At 37.8% G+C, this 25105-nt stretch carries 20 protein-coding genes and 4 tRNA genes; 20 read left to right on the forward strand and 4 right to left on the reverse strand.

Annotation, left to right across the window (positions count from 1 at the left end):
* Nucleotides 1-358: 358 nt before the first annotated feature.
* The 15 genes from AC1DUW_RS02290 to rlmN all read left to right on the forward strand — a co-directional run bounded on the left by AC1DUW_RS02290 (nt 359) and on the right by rlmN (nt 14206).
* Complete coding sequence (locus tag AC1DUW_RS02290; RefSeq protein WP_053348328.1) at nt 359-1651, forward strand: adenylosuccinate synthase; 1293 nt, start codon at nt 359-361, stop codon at nt 1649-1651.
* Between the two features lie 403 nt (nt 1652-2054).
* Nucleotides 2055-2130: transfer RNA gene (locus tag AC1DUW_RS02295), tRNA-Lys, on the forward strand.
* A 7-nt stretch (nt 2131-2137) separates the two neighbouring features.
* Nucleotides 2138-2209: transfer RNA gene (locus AC1DUW_RS02300), tRNA-Glu, on the forward strand.
* 23 nt (nt 2210-2232) lie between these two features.
* Nucleotides 2233-2308, forward strand: a tRNA-Asp gene (locus tag AC1DUW_RS02305).
* A gap of 42 nt (nt 2309-2350) precedes the next feature.
* Nucleotides 2351-2423 (forward strand) — tRNA-Phe (locus AC1DUW_RS02310).
* 412 nt (nt 2424-2835) lie between these two features.
* Nucleotides 2836-4257, forward strand: a complete 1422-nt coding sequence (locus tag AC1DUW_RS02315) for a peptidoglycan DD-metalloendopeptidase family protein (protein WP_477641929.1) — start codon at nt 2836-2838, stop codon at nt 4255-4257.
* A 284-nt stretch (nt 4258-4541) separates the two neighbouring features.
* Nucleotides 4542-5249, forward strand: a complete 708-nt coding sequence (yycF, locus tag AC1DUW_RS02320; protein ID WP_034316131.1) for a response regulator YycF — start codon at nt 4542-4544, stop codon at nt 5247-5249.
* A gap of 5 nt (nt 5250-5254) precedes the next feature.
* Complete coding sequence (gene walK / locus AC1DUW_RS02325; protein ID WP_053348330.1) at nt 5255-7087, forward strand: cell wall metabolism sensor histidine kinase WalK; 1833 nt, start codon at nt 5255-5257, stop codon at nt 7085-7087.
* Entirely contained in the window at nt 7084-8421 is a 1338-nt protein-coding gene (locus AC1DUW_RS02330) for a YycH family regulatory protein (protein WP_053348331.1), read from the forward strand. Before walK ends, AC1DUW_RS02330 begins: the two co-directional genes overlap by 4 nt.
* Nucleotides 8408-9205, forward strand: coding sequence for a two-component system regulatory protein YycI (locus AC1DUW_RS02335; RefSeq protein WP_053348332.1), 798 nt, complete (start codon nt 8408-8410; stop codon nt 9203-9205). The genes AC1DUW_RS02330 and AC1DUW_RS02335 overlap by 14 nt, the downstream gene beginning before the upstream one ends.
* A gap of 6 nt (nt 9206-9211) precedes the next feature.
* Complete coding sequence (locus AC1DUW_RS02340; protein ID WP_477641930.1) at nt 9212-10006, forward strand: MBL fold metallo-hydrolase; 795 nt, start codon at nt 9212-9214, stop codon at nt 10004-10006.
* A gap of 267 nt (nt 10007-10273) precedes the next feature.
* Nucleotides 10274-11497: a S1C family serine protease gene (locus tag AC1DUW_RS02345; RefSeq protein ID WP_477641931.1), complete on the forward strand. Its 1224-nt coding sequence runs from the start codon at nt 10274-10276 to the stop codon at nt 11495-11497.
* Between the two features lie 171 nt (nt 11498-11668).
* Nucleotides 11669-11833 (forward strand): CxxH/CxxC protein, encoded by a 165-nt coding sequence (locus AC1DUW_RS02350; protein WP_376182820.1) that lies wholly within the window; start codon nt 11669-11671, stop codon nt 11831-11833.
* Between the two features lie 744 nt (nt 11834-12577).
* Nucleotides 12578-13057 (forward strand): 23S rRNA (pseudouridine(1915)-N(3))-methyltransferase RlmH, encoded by a 480-nt coding sequence (gene rlmH, locus AC1DUW_RS02355; RefSeq protein WP_252429944.1) that lies wholly within the window; start codon nt 12578-12580, stop codon nt 13055-13057.
* Nucleotides 13058-13138: 81 nt separating this feature from the next.
* Nucleotides 13139-14206 (forward strand): dual-specificity RNA methyltransferase RlmN, encoded by a 1068-nt coding sequence (gene rlmN, locus AC1DUW_RS02360; protein WP_056522010.1) that lies wholly within the window; start codon nt 13139-13141, stop codon nt 14204-14206.
* A 309-nt stretch (nt 14207-14515) separates the two neighbouring features.
* On the opposite strand, the gene AC1DUW_RS02365 is transcribed toward rlmN, so the two are convergent.
* Entirely contained in the window at nt 14516-14848 is a 333-nt protein-coding gene (locus AC1DUW_RS02365) for a heme oxygenase (RefSeq protein WP_053348337.1), read from the reverse strand.
* A gap of 374 nt (nt 14849-15222) precedes the next feature.
* On the opposite strand from AC1DUW_RS02365, the gene AC1DUW_RS02370 reads away from it, so the two are divergent.
* The 4 genes from AC1DUW_RS02370 to AC1DUW_RS02385 all read left to right on the forward strand — a co-directional run bounded on the left by AC1DUW_RS02370 (nt 15223) and on the right by AC1DUW_RS02385 (nt 19471).
* Nucleotides 15223-16671: a DEAD/DEAH box helicase gene (locus AC1DUW_RS02370; RefSeq protein ID WP_053348338.1), complete on the forward strand. Its 1449-nt coding sequence runs from the start codon at nt 15223-15225 to the stop codon at nt 16669-16671.
* Nucleotides 16672-17041: 370 nt separating this feature from the next.
* Nucleotides 17042-17941, forward strand: coding sequence for a LysR family transcriptional regulator (locus AC1DUW_RS02375; protein ID WP_477641932.1), 900 nt, complete (start codon nt 17042-17044; stop codon nt 17939-17941).
* Between the two features lie 283 nt (nt 17942-18224).
* Complete coding sequence (locus tag AC1DUW_RS02380; protein ID WP_053348340.1) at nt 18225-18866, forward strand: hypothetical protein; 642 nt, start codon at nt 18225-18227, stop codon at nt 18864-18866.
* Nucleotides 18863-19471, forward strand: a complete 609-nt coding sequence (locus tag AC1DUW_RS02385) for a hypothetical protein (RefSeq protein WP_053348341.1) — start codon at nt 18863-18865, stop codon at nt 19469-19471. Before AC1DUW_RS02380 ends, AC1DUW_RS02385 begins: the two co-directional genes overlap by 4 nt.
* A 195-nt stretch (nt 19472-19666) precedes the next feature.
* Here AC1DUW_RS02385 and pepT read toward each other — a convergent pair whose 3' ends face one another.
* The 3 genes from pepT to AC1DUW_RS02400 all read right to left on the reverse strand — a co-directional run bounded on the left by pepT (nt 19667) and on the right by AC1DUW_RS02400 (nt 23466).
* Nucleotides 19667-20902 (reverse strand): peptidase T, encoded by a 1236-nt coding sequence (pepT, locus tag AC1DUW_RS02390; protein ID WP_053348845.1) that lies wholly within the window; start codon nt 20900-20902, stop codon nt 19667-19669.
* 238 nt (nt 20903-21140) lie between these two features.
* The gene (locus AC1DUW_RS02395; protein ID WP_053348342.1) at nt 21141-22598 is read right to left on the reverse strand and encodes an alpha-amylase; all 1458 of its coding nucleotides are present in this window, start codon (nt 22596-22598) and stop codon (nt 21141-21143) included.
* A 451-nt stretch (nt 22599-23049) separates the two neighbouring features.
* The gene (locus tag AC1DUW_RS02400; protein ID WP_477641933.1) at nt 23050-23466 is read right to left on the reverse strand and encodes a VTC domain-containing protein; all 417 of its coding nucleotides are present in this window, start codon (nt 23464-23466) and stop codon (nt 23050-23052) included.
* A 279-nt stretch (nt 23467-23745) separates the two neighbouring features.
* Here AC1DUW_RS02400 and AC1DUW_RS02405 point away from each other — a divergent pair, with 279 nt between their 5' ends.
* The gene (locus tag AC1DUW_RS02405) at nt 23746-25098 is read left to right on the forward strand and encodes an aspartate aminotransferase family protein (protein ID WP_053348344.1); all 1353 of its coding nucleotides are present in this window, start codon (nt 23746-23748) and stop codon (nt 25096-25098) included.
* The last annotated feature ends 7 nt before the right edge of the window (nt 25099-25105 follow it).

A 25105-nucleotide genomic window follows, 5' to 3' on the forward strand; every position in this document is an offset into this window, starting at 1 on the left:
ATCTAAATCGAAATGAGAAAAAAAGCCGCTATAAATACCTTAAAAACACTATTTTCATCTTAGTTGCTTCATTCCCCATCAGTAAAAAGATAAGAATGCAACCTAATTATTACCAAGTGATAATCTTTTTATTTTTCAGAATTATCAGTATGAAAAAACACTACAGAAGGCTAATACCTTATATTTACACTGTAAGAAAGTAGGTAAAATGCATATTTACGAACGAATTATTTATTAATTTATATAATGTTCGGATTTTGTATTGACTTCCTCTTTGAATTATTGATAAAATAGGTTTGTTTGATAAGAACCGGTTAATAACCGGTATTACGTGATCCTTTGGAGGTGCTTTATTCAGATGTCATCAGTTGTAGTAGTCGGTACACAATGGGGAGACGAAGGTAAAGGTAAAATAACAGATTTTCTATCCCAGAATGCGGAAGCCATTGCTCGTTATCAAGGTGGGAATAATGCAGGACATACGATTAAATTTAACGGTGTTACTTATAAACTGCATTTAATTCCGTCAGGGATTTTTTATAGTGATAAAATTTGTGTTATTGGAAATGGAATGGTAGTTGATCCAAAAGCGCTTGTAGAAGAGCTTGCATATTTACATAGTCACGGAGTGAGCACGGATAATCTTCGTATCTCTAACCGTGCACATGTCATTCTTCCTTACCATATTAAATTGGATGAAGTTGAAGAAGATCGTAAAGGTGCTAATAAAATTGGTACGACGAAAAAAGGAATCGGCCCTGCTTATATGGACAAAGCTGCTCGTAACGGCATCCGTATGGCAGATCTTTTGGACCGTGAAATTTTTGAAGAAAAATTGTCCCAAAATCTTGTCGAAAAAAACCGCATGTTTGAACGTTTTTATGAAACAGAAGGTTTTAAAATCGAAGATATCTTAGAAGAATACTATGAGTACGGACAACAAGTGCAGAAATATGTTTGCGATACATCCGTTGTATTGAATGACGCACTTGATGAAGGAAAACGCGTATTATTTGAAGGGGCTCAAGGGGTTATGCTTGATATCGATCAAGGAACATACCCATTTGTTACTTCATCTAACCCAGTTGCAGGCGGCGTAACGATTGGTTCAGGTGTTGGACCTACGAAAATTAACCATGTGGTTGGAGTATGTAAAGCATATACAAGCCGTGTGGGTGATGGTCCTTTCCCTACAGAATTACATGATGAAATCGGTCATCAAATCCGTGAAGTAGGCCGTGAATATGGTACTACTACAGGCAGACCGCGCCGTGTCGGCTGGTTTGACGCTGTTGTTGTTCGCCATGCACGCCGTGTTAGCGGGATTACCGATTTATCTTTAAACTCCATTGACGTGTTATCAGGTCTTGATACGGTCAAAATTTGTGTGGCTTATGAATACAAAGGCGAAATCATTCATGAGGTTCCAGCGACTTTGAAAGCGATTGGCGAATGTACACCAGTCTATGAAGAGCTGCCAGGCTGGCCAGAAGACATCACGGGATGCAAATCATTGGATGAACTACCAGAGAACGCTCGTCATTATGTAGAGCGCGTATCTCAATTAGTGGGCATTCCTTTGACTACTTTCTCTGTCGGTCCTGACCGTAACCAAACAAACATCGTAAGAAGCCCTTGGCGTCTAGCGTAATTCATGAAAAAAGGAGCTGGTTTTTTGCCAGCTCCTTTTTTATTTAAAACTAACTCCTTGGTGATGTGAGGTTTGCAATTGGCTAGTATGTCAGTTTGTACAATTATGATTAAACAATATGTACTGAGATACTAACAACGAAATGATGTTTTTAAAGGGTGAATTTTATTTAAAACAGTAGTGAAAAGGAAAAAATATAAAATAAAATAAATTTTATTTTAAAAAACTATTGCATAAACAATAAAAACTATGATATTATCAAAAGCGTCGTCACAATAGAACAAGCTAATAACACGGTAGAGCAACAAGCAAAGCTTCCACGAGTAGCGCGAGTAGCGGAGTTTACATCTTGCAGAAGGTAAACAGAAAATCCGGAAATTATGTGGCGAAAATTTATTAGAACGAGCCATTAGCTCAGTTGGTAGAGCATCTGACTTTTAATCAGAGGGTCGAAGGTTCGAATCCTTCATGGCTCACCATTTTTCCGGCCCATTGGTCAAGCGGTTAAGACACCGCCCTTTCACGGCGGTAACACGGGTTCGAATCCCGTATGGGTCACTTCTTTATATAATTTATATGCTGGTCCCGTGGTGTAGCGGTTAACATGCCTGCCTGTCACGCAGGAGATCGCGGGTTCGATTCCCGTCGGGACCGCCATTTTATTTTTTACATGATTTTTTCATTTAAAATAGAATATTTGGCTCAGTAGCTCAGTCGGTAGAGCAAAGGACTGAAAATCCTTGTGTCGGCGGTTCGATTCCGTCCTGAGCCATCCTTTTGAAAAGCGCCTTTTGGGCGCTTTTTTTGTTATATATTAATTTACAAACGGGTTAAATCCTGTTAATAGATTGTTATCGATTTGTAACAATCCAATTTTAACCATTTATATAAATGGTTCGCTATTCCTTATCAGGCTTACGTCTACCTCCCTTTTTATTTCGAAAGATACCTTTTCTAAAAACATATTTATTGGTACTTGTTGTCACCATTTATACAGTTCTATTACATTATGAAGTCTATTTCTTGATTTTTTTATTATTATGATAGAGTTATGAGTGGAAAAATGGTTATAGAAATTAGTCATGTACGCGTGAATATTGAAATATTGAAATTGAACTAATATATCTCATATAAATTTGATTAGTTTCTTAATTGGTGACTGGGCCGTTTAAGGAGGACAATATATGTTTATCTCAAAAAATAAAGGAATCTTTCTGTTTATGATATCCGTAATGTTATTGATTGCAGGAAATCGAGCTACAGCAGCAGGTGTATCGGAAATTAAAACCATTCAGCATGTTTATCTCAACAATGAATTCGTGGGAAGTGTAACGGATGAAGCGGAAATAGAAAAGATTGTAGCGGATAAAGTTGCAGAAGCAGAGGCTGATTATCCTGACTATACATTTGATAGTGAGACGCAGTTAGCATTTGTGGGCGAGGAAGTATTTAGTGAAGAAGTAAAAGAGGACCAAGTCTTAAAGGAAATTGACGATCAGTTGGATGTGAAGGCAGACGCGTATGAGATTAACATTGATAATCAGGTGGTCGCTTATGTTCCTTCTAAGGAAGATGCTGAGGAAGTTGTAAGAAAAATCACCTTATTATATGTAGATGAGGAAGAATACGCTGAATATGAATCCAGCAAGAGAGAAAGTGAATCGGATACGGTTGAAACGTTAAAAGAACCAGGAAGCAGAATTCTAAATATCGAATTTTCGCATCCAATTACGTTTAATGAAACCGCTGTTGATCCTAAAAAGATTATGACGGTTAACAAGACCCTTTCCATGATAGAAGAAGGAAAAGAAGAAAAGGCTATCTATGAGGTAAAGGAAGATGAGGAACTTGAAGAGGTCGCTAATAAGCATAATATGGACCTAACTCAGCTGTTGGAGCTAAACCCGGACCTTAATAAGGATAAGGGGCTTAAAGCAGGTGAGAGCGTCTATGTGACCCAAGCTACACCCTATGTGAACGTAATGGTAGAAAGAGAAGTTTTGAAAGAAGAGAGGATTCCTTTTGAAAAGAAAGTAAAAAAGGATGATGATCTTCTGAAGGATGAGCTCGTTATTGAACAAGAGGGTAACGATGGCGTTCAGGCATTCAACTATACAGTTGAAGAAACAAATGGTAAAAAAATCAGTGAAACTATCGTAAAAAAAGAAGTTACGGAAAAAGCGATCACAGAGATCACTAGAAAAGGAACAAAGGTCATTCCTTCAAACGGAAGCGGCACCTATTCGTGGCCTGCAGACGGGGGCTATATTTCCAGTAAGCAGGGCCAGCGCTGGGGGAAACTACATAAAGGAATAGATATTGCCCGACCAACAACAAGGACCATCACGGCAGCCGATCATGGAATAGTCGAATTCGCGGGAGATTCCGGAGGTTATGGTAATAAAGTAATAATCAATCATAATAATGGATTTAAAACGTTGTATGCCCATTTAGATTCAATAGATGTAAAAGCAGGACAAAAGGTTGGAAAAGGAATGAAAATTGGGATGATGGGCTCAACAGGCCATTCCACCGGTGTCCACCTTCACTTTGAAGTATATAAAAACGGGTCTCTTGCAAATCCGCTAAATTATATAAGTCAGTAATTGAGAGAAGTCTTCGAAAAATATTCGAAGACTTCTTCTTCTGCTACATACATAGATGAGAATAATAGGAAAAAGGTGATTTAATGCCTGTAAAATGATAAAGTATAATAGATACAATTTGCTTACATTTAGGTGTTTAGACCTTTTAATAGGGTATATATAGTGAACGTTGTTGGACTAAGACGATAGGTCGGTGTAATCAGTAGGAAAATATGAAAAAAGGTCCCGGATAAGGACAAGGTTTTTAATAGATTTAGTTTAGTCATTAAAAAGGAGATAAGTACATGGATAAGAAAATTTTGGTAGTGGATGATGAAAAGCCAATCGCGGATATTTTACAATTCAATTTGAAAAAAGAGGGTTATGAGGTTTTTTGTGCTTATGATGGCAACGAAGCTCTTAAAATGGTAGAAGAACGGCAGCCTGATTTGATCTTGCTTGATATCATGCTACCACAGCGTGATGGGATGGAAGTTTGTAGAGAAGTAAGAAAGAAATATGAAACGCCAATCATCATGTTAACGGCTAAGGATTCTGAGATAGATAAAGTATTAGGGTTAGAACTTGGTGCAGATGACTATGTGACAAAGCCATTTAGTACCCGGGAAATAATCGCCCGTGTTAAGGCGAACTTAAGACGCCAGCAAGCTGTCCCGGTTCCGGATCAAGAGAATGAACCGAAGGAAATTACAATAGGCACTCTTACTATCCATCCTGATGCCTATGTGGTTTCTAAGCGTGGCGATACGATTGAATTAACTCATCGCGAATTCGAATTGCTCCATTATTTAGCAAAGCATATCGGCCAGGTTATGACAAGGGAGCACTTATTACAAACCGTTTGGGGATATGATTACTTTGGAGATGTACGGACAGTCGATGTAACGGTAAGACGTCTTCGTGAGAAGATTGAAGATAATCCGAGCCATCCGGGTTGGATTGTAACTAGAAGAGGGGTCGGTTATTACCTGCGTAACCCTGAACAGGAGTAGTTCTTATGAAAAAGGTTGGTTTTTTTCGCTCAATTCATTTTAAATTTGTTCTGATTTATGTGTTGCTTATTTTCGTAGCGATGCAAATAATCGGGGTTTATTTTGTTGGGGAATTGGAAGAAAATCTTGTCGGGAACTTCACGAAATCGATCAAAGGCCACGTTAACCTGCTTACCTACAGTATTGGTGAAGAAATGGAAAAAGAGAGGGGAGAGGAAGACCCAACCCTCGAAGAAGCGATTAATACGGTACTGAAGGATCGCGATAATTCATCGAACGATATTTCGGAAGTACGTGTTATTGACACACGCAGCAGACGCGTAATTGGAACCTCCGCCCCGGGTAACCAGGAAATCGTAGGGAAGAAGACAACAGAGGTCCTTATTAAAAATACGCTGATTTATGGAAAAGAAGATAGTGATGTATTTCGAGATCAGAAAACTGGCAGGCGGCTTTGGGTTCTTTCGACACCCATTGAAGCAAATGGAGAGGTCATTGGCGCCGTCTATGTAATAGCTGAGATGGAGAATGTCTTTGAACAGATGGAAGAAATCAATAGTATCTTCATGACGGGTACGGCCATCGCCCTGGTCATTACTGCCATCTTGGGAATTCTGCTCGCACGAACGATCACCCGCCCCATGTCGGATATGAGAAAACAGGCACTGGTGATGGCGAAAGGGAATTTCTCTAGAAAGGTTAGGGTATATGGCGATGATGAAATTGGTCAGCTTGCTGTCACTTTCAATAATTTGACTAAAAAGCTTCAAGAGTCGCAATCTAGCACAGAGGGAGAACGACGTAAACTTTCATCTGTCCTCGCTAATATGACAGACGGTGTTATTTCAACTGATAGACGCGGTAGAGTGAACTTGATTAATGAACCAGCTGCACAATTACTTAATGTCTCACATGAAACCGTCATGAACCAACCTATCATTGAGGTTTTGGGCCTTGAAGAAGAATATAAATTTGAGGATTTACTGGAAGAACGTGAGTCCGTAATCCTTGATTACAGCAAAAAGGATCGGCCGTTCATTTTGAGGGGGAACTTTTCGGTCATTCAAAAGGAAACGGGATTCGTTAATGGATTGATCACTGTTTTGCATGATATTACAGAGCAGGAGAAAATTGAGGGTGAGCGTAGGGAGTTTGTTGCCAACGTGTCGCATGAGCTAAGAACACCGCTTACAACGATGAGGAGCTACCTGGAAGCATTGGCTGAAGGTGCATGGAAGGACGAGGAAATCGCTCCATCCTTTTTAAGTGTCACGCAAAATGAAACGGAGCGAATGATCAGGCTTGTTAATGATCTGTTACAGCTTTCGAAAATGGACAGTAAAGATTACAGGCTTAAAACGGGCTGGGTGAATTTCAATAAATTCTATGACCATATCATCGATCGTTTTGAAATGACGAAAAATGATGACATCACGTTTAAGCGTGATCTGCCAAAGGAAGCTTATTTTGTGGATATTGATGAAGATAAAATCACCCAGGTTCTTTATAATGTAATCTCCAACTCATTAAAGTACTCACCTGAAGGGGGTCAAGTGACCTTCCGCGTCAGGGCATCGGATGGCTTTATCGTTGTCAGCATTACAGATCAAGGAGTGGGCATCCCGAAAAACGTCATTGATAAAATATTCGACCGCTTCTACCGTGTGGATAAAGCAAGGGCCCGGAACTTAGGTGGGACAGGGCTTGGTTTAGCGATTGCAAAAGAGATGGTCGTGGCGCATGGTGGGAAAATTTGGGCGGAAAGTGTGGATGGAAAAGGAACTACGGTGTTCTTTACACTTCCTTACGAACAGGAAGAAGAGGATGATTGGTCATGAATTTTGAACGTGCAAAAAGTATCATACTGATTATTTTGGTTGGGACAAGCATTTTTTTGACATGGAGCATTTGGACGTACGAGCCTGAATATGATCAATTTGACCAATCGTCGGATTTAATAAAGATTAAAAGCGATGTCCAGATTGTCAGTGATGTCATTAAACCTGTCAGTATCCTTTTCCATGGCAATGGGCAACATTTCCAGACTTTCAATCCAGATGAAATAGGTAAAATGGAAAAAGAATTTTCGCAATGGCGTTTTAGCGGCGTAAAAGAGATATCCGTAAAAAGGCTGCAAAGGAAATTTGATGATTTTGTCCACGAAGATGGGTCGATTGAAATCAAATTTTCCGATGATGTTCCCATCGCTCTTTATAAAACGGTATTGAATATTACGGATAAGGACGCGCCAGGATTTTCTTTTGATCGCATTATCATTAAACAAAAGGATATCAGTGGTAATGAATCTGCCGTTTATTTTGTTTCTTATGATCAAGAGAAAATCTATCAAGGTATGGTCGAATCTAAAAGAGTAAGAGATTTCATGGATGATTTTTATACGGGTTCTTACAGTAAGCACCCCGTATACACGGCCGAAACCATAAACAGCAAAAGGACGTTGTTCGTTCCTGAAAAATCAGTGAAGATCAACAAATTTCAATATTATATCGACAATTTGGATATTGGAAACCTGAAAAATGCATTATTTAATTATCCGAAGTATGTACGCCAGGATTCCGTTTCGGTCGGTGAGGAATACACGGATGGAACAAGACTGATGACGGTCAATAAAGAAAATTACCTAATTTCTTATATCAATCCGGCACAAAAGAGCAAGTTATTTGACAGTTCCAGTGACCTTCTCCAAAAAAGCATTGATTTCATCAATGATCATGCCGGCTGGGAAGATAACAATTACCGCTTTGCCTATATGTCGGAGAATGAGCAGCGAGTGGTATTCCGCTTATTCGTAAATGGTTATCCGGCCTTCAATGAATCCGGAATGACAGAAATCGAGCAAATTTGGGGAAAAGAAGAAATTTATAGCTATGAGCGTCCCTACTTTTCACTTGCTTCTGTCCTTCCTTCAGAAGGATCGGTAAAAACTTTGCCAAATGGCAGGGAAGTACTGAATCAGTTGAAATCTAAGGAAAATATTGATTTCAAGAGTGTGGAGGACATCTCGGTTGGTTATAAGCTGAATAAGTCGTTAGATTCCAAGCTTGTCACTCTTGTTACACTTGACCCCACTTGGTATTATCGTATCGGCGATAAATGGTTTATTGTGCCTTTTGATGAAGACTCGGGAGGCGATCAAAGTGGATTGGAATAATACAAAGTCAATTTTCATCATGGTTTTCTTCGTTTTGAATATTTTTCTTCTTTATCAATTCCTGGAAAAGATTAATGACTCCCAAATTGAAAATTTCACGGAGTCCTCAACGGAAGAACTCTTGGAGGAAGATGATATTTCAATAGAAGTCTCACTTCCGAAACAAAAAGTGAAGGATCAATTCTTGATTGCTAAAAGTAAAAATTTCGAGAAGAAAGATTTACAGTACCTGAAAAATCAAAAAGCGAAAATTATAGACGATAAGAACCTTGTCGGTACATTTAAAACACCGGTTGGTATGAAAGCGGAAATTCATGCTTCAGACGTTGAGATATTCCTGAAGGAGTATATATTAAATGGAAATGAGTATCGCTTTTGGAGCTATGATCGAATCAACCAGACCATCATCTGCTATCAAGTGGCAGATAAAAAGATGTTTTATAATAATAGTAAGGGAAAGGTCACTTTATATCTGAACAAGAAGGGTGAAATCGTTTCCTATGAACAGATGTATTTAGAGGGGATTGAAAAATTCAATAAACCTAAAGAATTGGTATCTGCTTTAAATGCTATTGGAGCATTGTATGATAATGGTGATATTGATCCCAAAAGCAAAGTGACTAATGTACAACTAGGTTTTTATAATTCCCTGCAGACGACATCTGTGTCACATTTACTTGTGCCAACATGGTGGGTGGTCTTGGATAACGAAACGGATCTATTTGTGAATGCTTTTGATGGAGAGGTCATTGAATTAAATACAGAAGAAAAAATACTGGAGTGAGTATAGATGACTATGCATTTTAGTGTTCTCGCAAGCGGGAGTACAGGAAATGCCTTTTTCGTGGAAACGGAGGATCAATCTTTTCTTGTCGATGCCGGTTTAAGCGGTAAAGCCTTAGAAGCGTTGTTTCAGGATATAGGCCGTGATATGTCGAAGCTATCCGGAATCCTTGTTACCCATGAACACAGCGACCATATTAAAGGTCTTGGCGTGGTTGCTAGAAAACATAAACTCCCGATATACGCGAATGCAAAGACATGGAGTGCCATGGAGCGTTCAATCGGTGAAATTTCTGTCGAACAAAAATTCACATTTGAAATGGAACAAGTCAAAACGTTCGGCAGTCTTAATATAGAATCCTTTGGTGTATCGCATGATGCTGCAGAACCGATGTTTTACGTGTTTCATCATGAAGATAAGAAGCTTGTGGTTATTACTGATACAGGATACGTAAGTGATCGGATGAAAGGTATTATCTCGAATGCTGATGCCTATGTATTTGAAAGTAATCATGATGTATCTATGTTGAGGATGGGAAAATATCCGTGGAGTATTAAACGCAGAATTTTAAGTGATGTTGGACATGTTTGTAATGAAGACGCTGCTCTTGCAATGAGTGAAGTGGCCGGAGATAAGACAAAGCGGATTTACCTGGCCCACTTGAGTCTTGATAACAATATGAAGGACCTAGCAAGAATGTCAGTAGAACAAACTTTAAAGACAAAAGGAATCATCGTCGGTGAACATTTTTCTCTGTATGATACGGATCCGAAAAAACCGACAGAGCTTGTTACTTTATAAATAAAAGGAATGGATGAGGGAAACCTTGTTCATTCCTTTTTATTTATAAAATATATAAGTTACAAACCGGATTAAAAGGGGTATCGTTTGGTTAGAACTGTATAGGAAAATAGAAAAGTTGCTACATATTATTCAATTTTAAGTTTACCCTTAAATAAGGGCGTACATTTTTTTAGAAAAATTCGGTTAAATGAGTATAATTAAGGGAGGATACCAAACAATAGTAATTGCTATAATTCATTCCTAAAATGAGAGGGTGGAGCTGTCTTGAGTTATAATGATCAGAATGATGAGAACCAAAACAAAAAGAGAAAGAGGAGCCATACGAGCTATTTTCTTTCAGGCTTAGGAGGCGCCATCATTGGGGCATTACTTATTTTATTAGCTTTTCCGGGAAGTGGACTGTTGATTAACGAAAGCAGCGAAAATACAACGGAGAATTCAACAGGTAATGAATCGATGAAGCAGACGCAGCAAAGACTGTCTGTAGATGTAACAAGTGCCGTTACTAATGCTGTTGATAAGGCTAGCGATGCGGTAGTCGGCATCACAAATATTCAGGAAACGACCTTCTGGGGCCAGCAGGGAAGAAACGAGAGCAGTTCTGCTGAAGCGGGTACTGGTTCTGGTGTCGTTTATAAGAAAGATGGCGGTAAAGCCTATATTGTTACAAACAATCACGTCATTGAAGGCGCAAATGAATTGGAAGTCACGTTAAGTGATGGAACTAAATTACCAGCTGAACTACAAGGTAGCGACCCATGGACAGACCTTGCCGTCATTGTAGTAGATGGAGATAAAATTAAGACCATTGCCGAGTTCGGGAAATCTGGAAAATTGAAACCTGGAGAGCCTGTCATTGCCATTGGTAACCCGCTAGGTCTTCAATTCTCTGGATCCATTACACAAGGGATCATTTCCGGTTTGGAACGTACAATTGAAGTGGATATCAATGAAGACGGACAGGTGGATTGGAATGCAGAGGTTATTCAAACCGATGCGGCGATTAATCCAGGGAACAGTGGAGGGGCACTTGTTAATATGTCCGGGCAGGTCATCGGAATCAATTCCATGAAGATTGCAGAGAATGCAGTGGAAGGAATCGGGCTTTCTATTCCGATTGATTCAGTTATTCCAATTATTAATGATATCGAGGAATATGGTGAAGTTAAACGTGCTTTCTTAGGTGTGAATTTAGCATCTGTAGAAGAAATTTCTCAATACCATCAGCAGAATACATTAAAGTTGCCAAAGAAAGTTACTGCGGGCGTTGCAATAACAGGTGTTCAAAGTAACTCTCCAGCTGATAAAGCAGGTCTAGCAGAATTTGACGTCATCGTTGGAATGGATAATGAAGAAATCCATGACGTAGTAGAATTAAGAAAGTATCTTTACAATGATAAGAAAATCGGTGACAAGGTTAAAATTACCTATTACCGTGATGGAAAGAAAGAAACCACGGAAGTCACGCTTTCAAGCAGCGAAATCTAAAGAAAAAAAGGACAGGGAGCGACTACTTCCTGTCTTTTATTTTGCTTGCGATTTTCTTGTTTTTTGATACGATTACTTGTGGATATTTGCTAAAAGATAAAGATACCAATCAAAGTGTGGATAAATAGGTACAGCATTATTAGTAAAAATGAATAAAGAAGAGGAGGATGTATGATGGAATTATATTGCTGTCAGGAACACGTGGATATGGCGTTGGATGAAGTAGTATATGAGTGTGAAACCTACCCTGTTTTAACATTCATTTCTGAAGAAAAACAGTTATCAACAACCTGTGAATATTGTCGAAACGTGGCAATATATCTAGTAGGGAACTAATATTCTCATACAAGATGTGGATAGAAAATGTGGATATGTGGATAACTTTTGTGGATAACATGTTTGTAACCTGTTCTTAACATGTTCTTAACATTTTATAAAGTAGAAACTAGAGCATGGAATTGCCGTACATTTAAGCCGTTGGTGCATTATATGAGATAAAAGGTCATTAGAACAAAAAAAGAGTAGTAAGGCTGCAAAATAAAGTTAGGGAAGCGAATTCTTATTAAAATAATCAGCTCTGCCTATCTAGGTACCCTTAGTTTCATACAAAATTTGTCGATAAAATTCATATCAAAATTTAATGGGATTATATTATGAAKGAATTTCATAGTTTATCAGKGACAAAATTATATAAAGCGTCAATAATAGTCATATTGGAATAATGATGACTAGATTACTGTTATATTAAGGCGTTCTAGTTCAATAGGTGTGATTTTTTATTTTCATTTTTTGTTGGTTCTACTTTTGGTTACATTACTCTTGAGTTATTCTAGAAAAGAAACAAATGTACATTATTCACTTATGAATGAAGGAAGCCGTTGCCACTTTTTTAAGGAGGAAGCGGCTTTTTAATATAAAGATGATAGTTGAATCATTATTTATAGTGGTTATAAATGTAATGGACTTATCCAAAACTGGAAAGGATATGCTTGTTTTGCTTATAGGTCCCTCTAAGGTATGATAATAGGTAGGCAAATCCAACAAATGATACTAAAACATAATGAAAGTCAGAGGATATATATGAAAATAACGATTATTACTGTTGGCAAGCTAAAAGAAAAATACTTAAAGCAAGGAATTGCTGAATATACAAAACGTTTAAGTGCCTATGCTAATATAGAACTTATTGAAGTACCAGATGAAAAAGCCCCGGAGAACCTTAGTGAAGCAGATATGGACATTGTAAAACAAAAGGAAGGTGAGCGAATCTTAGCTAAAATCAGCCAAGACACCTACGTTATTACACTTGAAATCAATGGCAAACAGCTCACCTCTGAGCAGCTAGCATCTCATATTGACCAGCTAGCTACTTATGGAAAAAGCAAAATTGCTTTTATTATTGGTGGTTCTCTGGGGCTTAGCTCAGAGGTGATTTCAAGAAGTGATTATGCACTTTCCTTTTCTAAAATGACCTTTCCGCATCAGCTAATGAAGTTGGTTCTGTTGGAGCAAATATATCGAGCGTTTAGAATAAATAGAAATGAACCGTATCATAAATAAATTTGCCAATTCAGAGGAATTGCTTATAAGGTTTTTTGAGTTGTAGAATTAAATTTTAATGTTATGAAAAGAGGGTAACGTATGAATAAAGAGTCCATTTATGGTTTAACATTCGATCAATTGACAGCGTGGCTTTTGGAACATGGTCATAAAAAGTTTAGAGCTTCACAAGTCTGGGAGTGGCTTTATAGGAAGCGTGTAACAGATTTCTCTGAAATGACAGATGTAAATAAAGAGTGCATTCAATTACTGAAAGATAACTTTTTCATCCAAACGTTAACTGAGCATGTTAAGCAAGAGTCAGCGGATGGAACGATTAAGTTCTTGTTTAAATTACAGGATGGAAACCTCATCGAAACGGTTATGATGAGGCATAAATACGGGATTTCGGTTTGTGTCACCACACAGGTAGGATGTAATATTGGTTGCAGTTTCTGTGCAAGTGGTCTATTAGCCAAAAGTCGTGATTTATCTAGTGGGGAAATTGTAGAACAGATTATGAACGTTCAACTGCATCTTGATAAATTGGAACAAGAAGACATTGTTAGTCATGTAGTTGTAATGGGAATTGGCGAGCCGTTTGACAACTTTGAAAATATGATAGACTTTTTAAAGGTAATTATGGACCATAAAGGGCTTGCTATCGCTGCAAGGCGTATCACTGTATCGACGAGTGGACTTGCCAACAAGATTTATGAATTCACAGATACTCAATTACAGGTAAACCTGGCAATATCATTGCATGCACCGAATAATGAACTTAGAACCCGGATAATGAAAATAAACCGAGGTATTCCAATAGAAAAATTAATGAAATCGCTTGATTATTATTTAGAAAAAACAAACAGAAGAATTACTATTGAGTATATCCTATTGAAAGATGTAAATGATCATAAAGAAGAAGCCGAGCAACTTGCCAATCTTCTTGATGACAAAAAACATCGGCTTTATGTTAACTTAATTCCATATAATCCTGTAGATGAACATAGTCAATATCAAAGAAGTGAGAAAGAGTCAGTTCTCTCGTTTTATGATACGTTGAAAAAGAGAGGCGTAAATTGTAAAATCCGCCAAGAACATGGAACGGATATTGATGCGGCCTGCGGACAGTTAAGAAGTAAACAAATTAAAAAGGCTGAAGTTCAATAAGAATTTGATGAATAAAAGCCAAAATCCAACAGAAAAAACAGTATGTTATTGAACACATACTGTTTTTTCTGATTTATTAAATACTGGAAGGTCGATTTAATTGTAACGACGGTCGAAAAATCACTCAGAAGGTCGAAATATACCTCGCGACGGTCGAAAAATCTTCCAGAAGGTCGAAATATACTTCGTGAAGGTCGAAAAATCTCCAAGAAGGTCGAAATATACTTCGCGACGGTCGAAAAATCACTCAGAAGGTCGAAATATACTTCGTGAAGGTCGAACTTCGTTCAAAACTCTTATTGAAGTTCCTTATTTAGCTATTTCTTTTACTGAGGCAACTTCATAAGTAGTAAGTTCACTGCCTAGAATAGGTGATTCTTTTTTTGCTTCATCGGAACTAGGTTCAGGTCGTTTATGTGCAGCTTTAAACGCATCACTATTTCTCCAAGCAGTAAAGTTATCAAGGTTTTCCCAGTACATATTTACGTTTAGTTCATCATGATCTGTTAAGTTTTGTGTTAATAATACTTCTACTTTTACGAAGCCTTCTGTTGTATCAAGTGGACCTGGTGCGGTAAATCCTGGGGCCATAACTGCACCCATCCCTTTTTTAACTCTAATTCTATTCGTTACGATTATCATAAATCAACGCTCCTTTTAGATAGAATTTAATGGTTTTTCCCTTTTTTTAACTCTCTTGTATCATACATATTTTAGCATATTAGCAGGAATATAATCTATTTTGATTAATCAAAGCAAAGGTTAAGAAGGTTGAAAGAAATAAATTTTTCGGAAGGCAACCTTTCACTAAAAAATAGGTAAAGGAGCTTCATTTTATTATTTTTTAAAGACATGTCTTTTAAAAATCGAAGAATAGATTACATGAAAAAAGCATCTAGTAGTTTGGTTATTACGAGGTTTATCACTTCATATCGCGTATAATAGAAATCAGTATAAGGAAATAACGATTGTGGAAACAATAAAGTAAGATACTAAACAACAAAAGAGGCTATTATATGACTGAATTAAGTTTTACTGATTATACATTAAGTGATGAAATTGTAAGGGCATTGGAGAGTCTGGGTTATCAGCAACCAACGGAAGTTCAACGTGAAGTGATTCCTGTTGCATTGAAAAGAAAGGATCTTGTCGTGAAGTCGCAAACAGGGAGTGGTAAGACAGCTGCATTTGGCATACCGATCTGCGATATGGTTGATTGGCAGGAGAATAAGCCGCAGGCACTTATTTTAACACCTACGCGAGAGCTTGCTGTACAGGTGAAAGAGGATATTACGAATATAGGTAGATTTAAACGAATTAAAGCAACAGCGGTTTATGGAAAATCTCCATTTGCTCTACAAAAAGCAGAACTTAAACAAAAAAGTCATGTAGTTGTAGGAACGCCAGGACGAGTACTCGATCATATTGAAAAAGGTACGTTTGTTTTGGAGCGATTAACACATTTGGTTATTGATGAAGCGGATGAAATGTTAAATATGGGGTTCATCGAACAAGTGGAAGCCATTATTAAAGAGCTTCCAAAAAACCGAGTTACCATGTTGTTTTCTGCTACTTTACCAGAGAGTATAAAGAAACTTTGTCAAAAATATATGAACGATCCTTTAGATATTGAGATTAAGGCAACGGGTATAACGACTGAAAAGATTGAACATGCCCTAATCGAAGTGAAGGAAGATGATAAGTTTTCCTTGCTTAAAGACGTTACAATCACTGAGAATCCTGATAGCTGCATCATTTTTTGTCGGACGAAAGATCGGGTTGACGAAGTATGTGAAAAGTTAATGGATTTAGATTATCCTTGCGATATGATTCATGGAGGTATGCTTCAAGAAGATCGTCTTGCTGTGATGAACGAGTACAGAAGAGGTGAATTCCGCTATTTAGTTGCTACAGATGTAGCTGCAAGGGGAATTGACATTGATAATATTACTCATGTTATTAATTATGATCTTCCACTAGAAAAAGAAAGCTATGTACATCGAACTGGAAGAACAGGTCGAGCCGGTAAAAAAGGGAAAGCTATTACTTTCGTGACACCGTACGAAGATAAGTTCCTTAAAGAGATTCAAAGCTATATCGGATTTGACATCCCTAAAATCTCGCCTCCATCAGAAGAAGATGTCTCGAATAAGATGAATGATTTTGAAGCGAAACTAGAGGCTCGTCCCAAAATAAAAAAAGATAAAAGTGAACAATTGAATAAGCAAATCATGAAGCTATATTTTAATGGCGGTAAGAAAAAGAAAATCAGGGCCGTTGATTTCGTGGGTACAATTGCGAAGATTGATGGTGTTAAAGCCGAAGATATTGGAATTATCACCATTCAGGACAATGTTTCCTATGTGGAAATATTGAATGAAAAGGGACCTCTAGTTTTGAAAGTGATGAAAAATACGAAAGTCAAAGGTAAGCTTTTAAAGGTTTCAGAGGCCTTTAAGAACTAAAAGAGAATGATAAATAAAGAAGCGGTAAAGATGAATGATTGGTCTTTGCCGCTTCTTTATTTTTGTTATTGATTATTTATGAGAAATTTTTACTACGTTATATAGCGGTAGATAGGGCAATCACATGCTAGAAAAGTAACTTCAATTAAGGGATGTTTAACATCTTTTCATTATACAAAGGCTCATAGCGGCAGGAGTATAAAGGAAACTACATAGAAATATTCCTTTAAGCTGAATTTTAAGGAACAGCATATGAAAGAGAAAGCATAGATGCATTTTTGACATGGACAGGATAAGCATGTCCTGATAATATATAAATGATAATGATTATCATTTTCATAAAAGGACGGTCTTGAGGGGGAAAAAACACATGAATACACTGGAGAAAATGGAGACGTTTATCGTACTTGCCGAGTGTCGCTCTTTCACAGAGGCTGCCCGCCGACTTTATTGCTCACAACCTACTATTAGTCATCATATCAATCACTTAGAACAAGACTTTGATTCAAGGCTTTTTCATCGTACTGGTAGGAAAGTAGAGTTAACGAAGCAAGGGGAAGTTCTCTTGACTTATGCAAAACAGATTCTGAGTCTTGTGGATGAGGCTTCAGTAACGATAAAAAAAGTAGACTACTTTGAACAGACACTCTCGGTATTCGTCAGCAATTATATTGCGGATTACTTCTTTGCGGATCTTCTCCATCAATACAAGGAGATTTCACGAAAGAAGTGCATTGAAATCAATAGTTTTTGTTACGATGATTTAAAAAGAAGCCTTCAAGATAACTTGACCAATTTTGCAATCATGCCAATCTATCCTGAAGACTACTATTTAATGGACCACTATGACACGTCAGTTTTATTCGAGGATGAACTATCCCTGATTTTCCCAAACGATTATTTATGGGATACAAGAAAAACACTTTACTGCCGTGATTTACATAACCAAACCGTCCTCTTGCCAAAGAGTCATTACTTACAGCAATATATCAAGAGTCATTTACGTAGTCGACAAGTTAAGGTGAGGTATTTACAAATGAGCAACTTTGAATTAATCAAAAAGGCTGTAAAAGCTGGACATGGGATTGCCTTTCTACCCAGCTTTGCTTTTGCGGAGGAATTAAGTAAAGGAGAGTTAGTTTCAAGGCCGGTATCAGGGCTATCAATTAAGCGGAAAAACGGATTAGTAATCCGTAAGAATACTCAGCTTACAGATTATGAACAGGATTTTTGTAATAAGTTAAAGCAACATTTCCTTCAATTCGTTTAAGATCCTCATCGAGAGGATTTTTTTTATTTGTATATCTAACCTTTGTATTAAGAAAATGAATAGTGCCATTCATAAATATTACAAAAGGAATATGGCGGCAATGAAACTAAGGATTATCATAAAAAAGCAGAATAATCGATATTGATAATCATTATCAACTTTGGTAGTTTGAGATTACACAAAGGTGATTCTGATAATTAAGGATGTAAAAGGAAGCTATGAAGATATCGCCAACATCTGTTTTAAGCAAAGTTTGATAGATGCATTGTTGAGGAGGAAAAAAATGAATGAGAAAAAAAACGACTTTCTGATGCTTGATACAGGAAGCTATTTTGGAAAAGCAAGGGTGAACGACCCTAAGTATCAGGAGGATTTTACATTTATTGATACTTACGAACTACCAGATATTGATTTAAAACCTTTTAAATGCCTGGTTATCCAGGGTTTGATAGATCAGAAATTTTTATATAAACATAAAGAGTTAATTCATGAATTTTTAAATGATAAAAAAGTCATCGTTTTTTGTGGCAACATATTTATGGATTGGCTACCAGGGGGCTCGAACTTTATCCCTAAAACGATACACAGTTTTCAAGACTATGTTGTATCAGTCCACCAACCCCACCCGATTTTTGAAGGGGTGGAAGAGGATGATATGACCTATAATAAAGGGGTTTCAGGCTTTTTTGCAAGAGGTCATCATCCAATTCCTGATAGATCTGAGGTTTTGTTGACGTTGCCTGGTGGAGAACCAATCACATATATTGATAGGCACAGCACAAAAGGAACAATTCTTGTTCATTCAGGAAACGATTTATTTGGTTCGATGAATGTGAAAAAAACAACAGTCCGTATTAGCTTCCAACTCATGCAGTGGGTACGGAATGAATACCAAATACTTCAAGAGAAGAGTGAAGTGAAATGAGGAAAATTGCAGTAATTGACGGTGGTAGTTCACAGCACCATCGGACATATACCGAGCCGAAATATCGTAAAAATATTGATACACTAATTTATCTTCCTGATCTAGTTGAAACGTCAATTGATGAATTTGATGTCCTGCTCCTTCCTTCCCAACTACATATGGGCCTTCTCATGAAGTCCATGGATAAAATATATGAATTCGCTAATAGGGGTGGGATCATTGTGTCCTTTGGTCCACAGCTGAATGAATGGATTCCAGGCCATAATTGGGAGTTCAGGGAAACGAATTTTTGGTGGTGGCTTGAAAAGGATCCCAAAAGCGGTTTAGTCCTCCAAAAGCCTGACCATGATTTATTCAGCCGCTATCTAACACTTGCTGATTCGACTTGGCATCAGCATGGCGTATATTGGCCGCCTAAAGGTTCAGATATCCTTGTTTCTACTGAGGATGGTGGAGCCGTTCTTTATATTGATAAGGTCAGTACAAAAGGTACTTGGGTAGTTATGACTCTTGACCCTGATTACCATTATGGCTCTTATTTTATGCCAGCAACGGAAAGGTTTCTGAATGGATTCTTCCCTTGGCTTGCTGAAGGCGATGTATAATGATGTAATTTGAAAATCTTCCAAAAGGTAGCGTTTCGGATACAAATAGTGAATCTACTGCTGCCTTTATCGATGCGATTGCTCAGCACCGTCATTGGGCACGTTCTTAATTCTTGAATGTAAAAACCCAGACTTTAAGGAGTCTGGGTTTTTAGTGTGATTTAGAAATTATTATTGTAATAACTCTCCACATCTTTAATTTGCTTTTTCCTCAAAGAGAGAGACAATTCCAACAATCACATTGGTGGCCTTCATCATATTATCGACGGAAATGAATTCGTATTTGCCATGAAAATTCTCGCCGCCTGTAAAAATATTTGGTGTTGGTAGGCCCATATACGATAGTTGAGAACCGTCCGTACCACCGCGGATTGGTGAGATTTTTGGTTTGATTCCGAGTTTCTCCATTGCTTCATAGGCAATGTCGACGATTTCTTTGACCGGCTCGATTTTTTCCTTCATGTTGTAGTATTGATCATTCAATTCAAGAAGGATTTGATTTTGACCATATTTTTCTCTTAATTCTTCTATGACTTTCGCTATATAGTTCTTACGGTTGTTAAATTGTTGGCGGTCAAAATCTCGAATAATGTAGGAAAGCTTGGTTTCCTCAACATCTCCGTGAAATGAAAGGAGATGATAAAATCCTTCGTAACCTTCTGTATATTCCGGTGCTTCTTCTCGAGGGAGCTTGCTGTGGAGCTCCATGGCAATCTTAGCCGAGTTGATCATCTTCCCTTTGGCAGTACCAGGGTGTATATTCGTCCCTTTGATAGTGATCTTGGCTGATGCCGCATTAAAGCTTTCATATTCAAGTTCACCAAGTGGACCGCCATCTACTGTATAGGCAAATTGAGCATCGAAAGCAGCTACATCAAACTTATGTGGTCCTCTACCGATTTCTTCATCGGGGGTAAAGGCCACGCGGACTTTTCCATGTTTGATTTCTGGATGATGAATTAAATAGTCCATAGCTGTCATAATTTCGGCAATGCCAGCCTTATTATCTGCGCCGAGTAGGGTTGTTCCGTCTGTTGTGATTAAGGTATGCCCTTTATAGTCGTTAAGCGAAGGAAAATCATTAGGTGATAGGATGACATTCAATTTTTCATGTAAAGTAAGATCACTACCATCATAATTTTCAACAATTTGCGGTTTTACATCTTTCCCAGTAAAATCCGTCGCTGTATCAATATGAGCCAAAAATCCGATAGTCGGTACTTTCTTTTCTGAATTGGCAGGCAAAGTCGCCATAACATAGCCATTTTTATCAATTGTCACTTCTGTCATCCCGATTGCTTGTAATTCCGCTACCAATGTATTTGCCAGAGTTAGCTGTCCGGTTGTAGAAGGACATGTGGGATTTTCCTCATTGGATTGCGTATCCACCTTTACATAGGAAGTAAATCTTTTAATAATTTCATTTTTCATTTTTCCCTCAGCTCCTTTTTCCCTTATCTTACCATGTTTGATTAGGATGAAAAAATCATCTTTCATTTTCCCTGTATGTATATTTTGTTCTAGTGGATGAATGATTCGTCCTTCTATCTTTTTTAGATATGAACTTTAAAATAGATTTTGTACAAAAATGCAAAGAACAGCATGTTAGTACCCACATGCTGTTCTTTGCTGTTGTTTTTTGAAAGTATGGGTCTAAGAGCATGTACTTTTACATATTCAATGCCCAAACAGATACACTTTTACCATGAACAGGAAAGGTTGCGAAACCATCTTCTTCAATGGTGATATGATCATCTCTATGAAAGGTCAGGTCAATCCAGATTTCACCAGCACGATGTTCACCGACGAACATCCTTTTTTCACTGTTGTGGTCTCCATTGGAAACAATAACAGCACATCCAGACCCTTCTAGTTCTTCGACTCCAAGTCGGACCCAGCCTATCGTGTTTGGATCATCGAAATAGTCTTCTTGTTTTCCATAGGCTTTTTCATATCGAGCAAATAAGAGGCGGTCTAAAATATCCTTTTTTCCAGGAACTGGAGAAGGTCCGCCGATTCCGTAATAGTCTCCGTAAAAGACACAGGGGTAACCGCAAAGTCTCAGCAAGATAAGGGCATATGCTGATGGTTTAAACCAGTCTTTTACCCAGGATTCTAGTGATTCATGTGGCTGGGAGTCATGGTTGTCGACAAAAGTAACGGCCTGTGCCGGATTGGTTTTAACGAGGGTATGATCAAAGATGGTTGAGAGGTCGAACTTAGAGCCTGCTTTTGAGGCTTCATGAAATTTATAATGCAGAGAAACATCGAACAAGCTGAGGTCATGATTTGTTTGTTCTAAGTAAGTTTGGCAAGCCTTCACATCGGCCTTCCAAAATTCTCCGACCATGAAGAAATGTTCCTTTGTATAAGGGAGGAGTTCCTGTAAAAAATCATTAATAAAATCATAATCAATATGTTTTACAGCGTCCAATCGAAAACCATCGCATTTTAACGTGTCGACCATCCATTTTCCCCAGCTAATCATCTCCTGGCGAACTTTTGGCTGACTGTAATCGATATTCGCAAACATTAAGTAATCGTAATTACCAAATTCATCAATAACATGCTTATTCCAATGTTTATTTTCCCCTGTTATCCGGTACACACCCATTTTGTCGTTTCCGGCATCATAGTCCGTTCCATTAAAATGAGTATGGTTCCATTTAAAATCAGAGTATTGATTATTACGGCCTGGAAAATCGAATGTTGTCCAACCTTCAATTTCAAATGGTTCTGAAATGTCTTCCATCCGGTTGTCCGGGTTGACTTCAATGACTTCAAATTTTTCAGTTCCATCAGCTCCAGCCTTATGGTTCATAACTAGGTCGATATACACGCAAAGACCGTAGTTATGACATGTAGCTATTGCTTGAAGCAATTCCTCTTTTGTTCCGTATTTGGTTCGAACGGATCCTTTTTGGTCGAATTCACCCAAATCGTATCCGTCATAAATTCCATAGCCGTTATCCCCTACGGATTGCCCTTTTGTAACTGGCGGAAGCCAAACACAGTCAATTCCTATATCTTTCAACTTGGAAGCCTCATACTTCAATCTGTCCCAATGAGAGCCATCTGCTTCAAGATGCCACTCGAAAAATTGCATCATTGTATGATTTCTTTTCATTCGTTCCCCCCCTGACACCGACACGTTTTGACAAGATTGGTAATGGACAATCGGAAAATTAATGATGGAAATCTTTACCCCGTATATAAAAATAATAAACAAGTAACCAGTCTCTCTGAATAGAGGTTCAAATCCTCTCTCTATTTTACTATTTTATACCAAATAAGGGTAATTATAAGTTTAAAAATAATCGATGAGAGCAGTTTGTTAAGTCAAGAAGAGGGAGGAATAAGCTCAAGAAAGTGTTATGAAAAGTTATGAAAAGGCGCTTGGAACGTGGTTAATCATATTAGTAGGAAATCAAGGTATTTATTTTTTTAGATTTTTTTTTTTGCGTCTGTCCAAGTTGATTTTTGGTTTTTTTCGTGAACTTTTATAGAAATAAAGAAAAAAAGGGAAAGAAATTATTTTTGTACGTAGAGTCATTTGGTTGGGAAATAAATAGAGGGTATTAACTAATGAAATAAAAAAGGGTCATTTGAATATATAAATCTCGAAGTAAATCCCTTGAATCCCCAGACATCCATTCTATATCCCCTAAACGAATTCGTTCATATTCCTCAGCAGAGAGCCTGCATTTCTGTTTATAGGTTAAATTATCCCGCTTACTCTTTTTTTCTAGGTTAATAAAGCCGGAATCATAATCATAAAGTCTAGCTCTAAATTTATCTCTATGATAGAAGCCCTCTGGTTTTTGCCTTAGTATTTTATTGTCAAAGTTATCGAAATAGACACTGCGAATTAAATACTTTCCATCATGTCCATGGGGATCAAGCTTCATAAAGGTCTGTAGGTTATTTCTTAATAGATAACAATCCGCTTTGGTAATTGCATGTTTGAGTTCACGCCTGCCTTTCAAACCATTCATTTTTGTTCCTCCTTTTCTGTGTTTTTATCTAGGTCAAGCTTATTTATATAATCTTAATTAAACCTTAAGAAAAATTTCCAGGTCATAAAATGAACAGAATATCCTAGTTACAACCATTTAAATACCATTTTTAACCTCTGTTTAATATTATTGGAATTTATTAGAAGAAAAATGAGCGGATTTACTCATTGAGAATAATTATCATTATCATTAGAATGAATTGTGTGATAATGATAATGATAATTATTCTCAATTAATTAATATACAGGGAGGCTCATTATGGGAACAACCACACTTACCAAAAATGATCAATTACTGGAACAACAAAACACAAGGGAATCAAATGCTCGATCTTATCCTAGAAGATTACCTATGGCCATCGATCAGGCGGAGGGAATATACCTAACAGACATGGACGGAAAAAAATATATTGATTTTCTTGCCGGTGCTGGAACATTAGCGCTCGGACACAATCACCCGGCTGTGCTAGAAGAAATGGAAAATGTTCTAAAAGCTAAACGACCTTTACATACATTGGACTTTACTACGCCAATCAAAGAGCAGTTTGTTGATGAAATTTTTGAATGTCTGCCTGAAGAATTCAGAAAAAATGCAAAGATTCAATTCTGTGGTCCTACTGGCGGAGATGCTATTGAGGCGGCACTTAAATTAGTTAAAACAGCTACAGGCAACCGAAGCATTTTATCTTTCCAAGGTGCTTATCACGGAGCAACACATGCGACCATGTCAATTAGCGGTAATACAAAACCAAAGGAAAAAGTTCAAGGGTTAATGCCAGACGTGCATTTCCTACCATATCCATACCAGTATCGCTGCCCATTTGGAATTGGCGGAGAGGAAAGTCACAAAATTAGTAGCCAGTATATCGAAAACTTGTTGAACGATCCTGAGTCTGGATTATTAGCACCTGCAGGAATGATTTTAGAGGCAGTACAGGGTGAGGGAGGTTCCATTCCAGCACCAATTCCGTGGCTTAAGGAGATCAGGAGAATTACAAAAGAGAGAGGCATTCCATTAATTATCGACGAAGTTCAATCAGGTATCGGCCGAACAGGTAAAATGTTTGCCTTCGAACATGCAGGAATCATTCCAGATGTTCTTGTACTATCAAAAGCAATAGGTGGCAGCCTTCCATTATCCGTCGTGATTTATAACAAAGATCTGGATTTATGGTCTCCGGGTGCTCATATTGGTACGTTCCGCGGAAATCAATTGGCAATGGCAGCAGGAACAGCAACTTTAAAGTTCATGAAAGAAACAAATCTTGTGGAGCATGCAGCTAAAATGGGAGAAATCTTAAAGAATATTCTTAAAGATTTGCAAAAAGATATCCAACAAATTGGGGATGTTAGAGGCCGGGGATTGATGGTCGGTGTTGAACTGGTTAACCATTTAGAACCGCAAAACTCGAATGGAAGCTATCCGGCTAATTCTGAACTTGCCAGCACCATTCAACAGGAATGTTTCCAAAGAGGATTAATCTTAGAAGTCGGTGGCAGACATGGTAGCGTCGTGAGGTTTTTGCCTCCATTAATCGTAACGGAATCCCAGCTTCGAGAAGCTACTGCAATTTTTGAAGAAGCTGTTCGTGCAGCTGTTGCAAGAGGGTGAAGAATAA

The organism is Peribacillus sp. P4_C12, from assembly GCF_056402095.1.

Coding starts and splice junctions, on each gene's coding strand:
- AC1DUW_RS02330 (WP_053348331.1), top strand. CDS start 7,084: ATGAATTTTGAACGTGCAAAAAGTATCATACTGATTATTTTGGTTGGG.
- pepT (WP_053348845.1), bottom strand. CDS start 20,902: ATGAAAAATGAAATTATTAAAAGATTTACTTCCTATGTAAAGGTGGAT.
- AC1DUW_RS02365 (WP_053348337.1), bottom strand. CDS start 14,848: ATGATAATCGTAACGAATAGAATTAGAGTTAAAAAAGGGATGGGTGCA.
- AC1DUW_RS02400 (WP_477641933.1), bottom strand. CDS start 23,466: ATGAATGGTTTGAAAGGCAGGCGTGAACTCAAACATGCAATTACCAAA.
- AC1DUW_RS02405 (WP_053348344.1), top strand. CDS start 23,746: ATGGGAACAACCACACTTACCAAAAATGATCAATTACTGGAACAACAA.
- AC1DUW_RS02370 (WP_053348338.1), top strand. CDS start 15,223: ATGACTGAATTAAGTTTTACTGATTATACATTAAGTGATGAAATTGTA.
- AC1DUW_RS02340 (WP_477641930.1), top strand. CDS start 9,212: ATGACTATGCATTTTAGTGTTCTCGCAAGCGGGAGTACAGGAAATGCC.
- AC1DUW_RS02290 (WP_053348328.1), top strand. CDS start 359: ATGTCATCAGTTGTAGTAGTCGGTACACAATGGGGAGACGAAGGTAAA.
- rlmH (WP_252429944.1), top strand. CDS start 12,578: ATGAAAATAACGATTATTACTGTTGGCAAGCTAAAAGAAAAATACTTA.
- AC1DUW_RS02395 (WP_053348342.1), bottom strand. CDS start 22,598: ATGAAAAGAAATCATACAATGATGCAATTTTTCGAGTGGCATCTTGAA.
- AC1DUW_RS02350 (WP_376182820.1), top strand. CDS start 11,669: ATGATGGAATTATATTGCTGTCAGGAACACGTGGATATGGCGTTGGAT.
- AC1DUW_RS02375 (WP_477641932.1), top strand. CDS start 17,042: ATGAATACACTGGAGAAAATGGAGACGTTTATCGTACTTGCCGAGTGT.
- walK (WP_053348330.1), top strand. CDS start 5,255: ATGAAAAAGGTTGGTTTTTTTCGCTCAATTCATTTTAAATTTGTTCTG.
- AC1DUW_RS02315 (WP_477641929.1), top strand. CDS start 2,836: ATGTTTATCTCAAAAAATAAAGGAATCTTTCTGTTTATGATATCCGTA.
- rlmN (WP_056522010.1), top strand. CDS start 13,139: ATGAATAAAGAGTCCATTTATGGTTTAACATTCGATCAATTGACAGCG.
- AC1DUW_RS02380 (WP_053348340.1), top strand. CDS start 18,225: ATGAATGAGAAAAAAAACGACTTTCTGATGCTTGATACAGGAAGCTAT.
- yycF (WP_034316131.1), top strand. CDS start 4,542: ATGGATAAGAAAATTTTGGTAGTGGATGATGAAAAGCCAATCGCGGAT.
- AC1DUW_RS02385 (WP_053348341.1), top strand. CDS start 18,863: ATGAGGAAAATTGCAGTAATTGACGGTGGTAGTTCACAGCACCATCGG.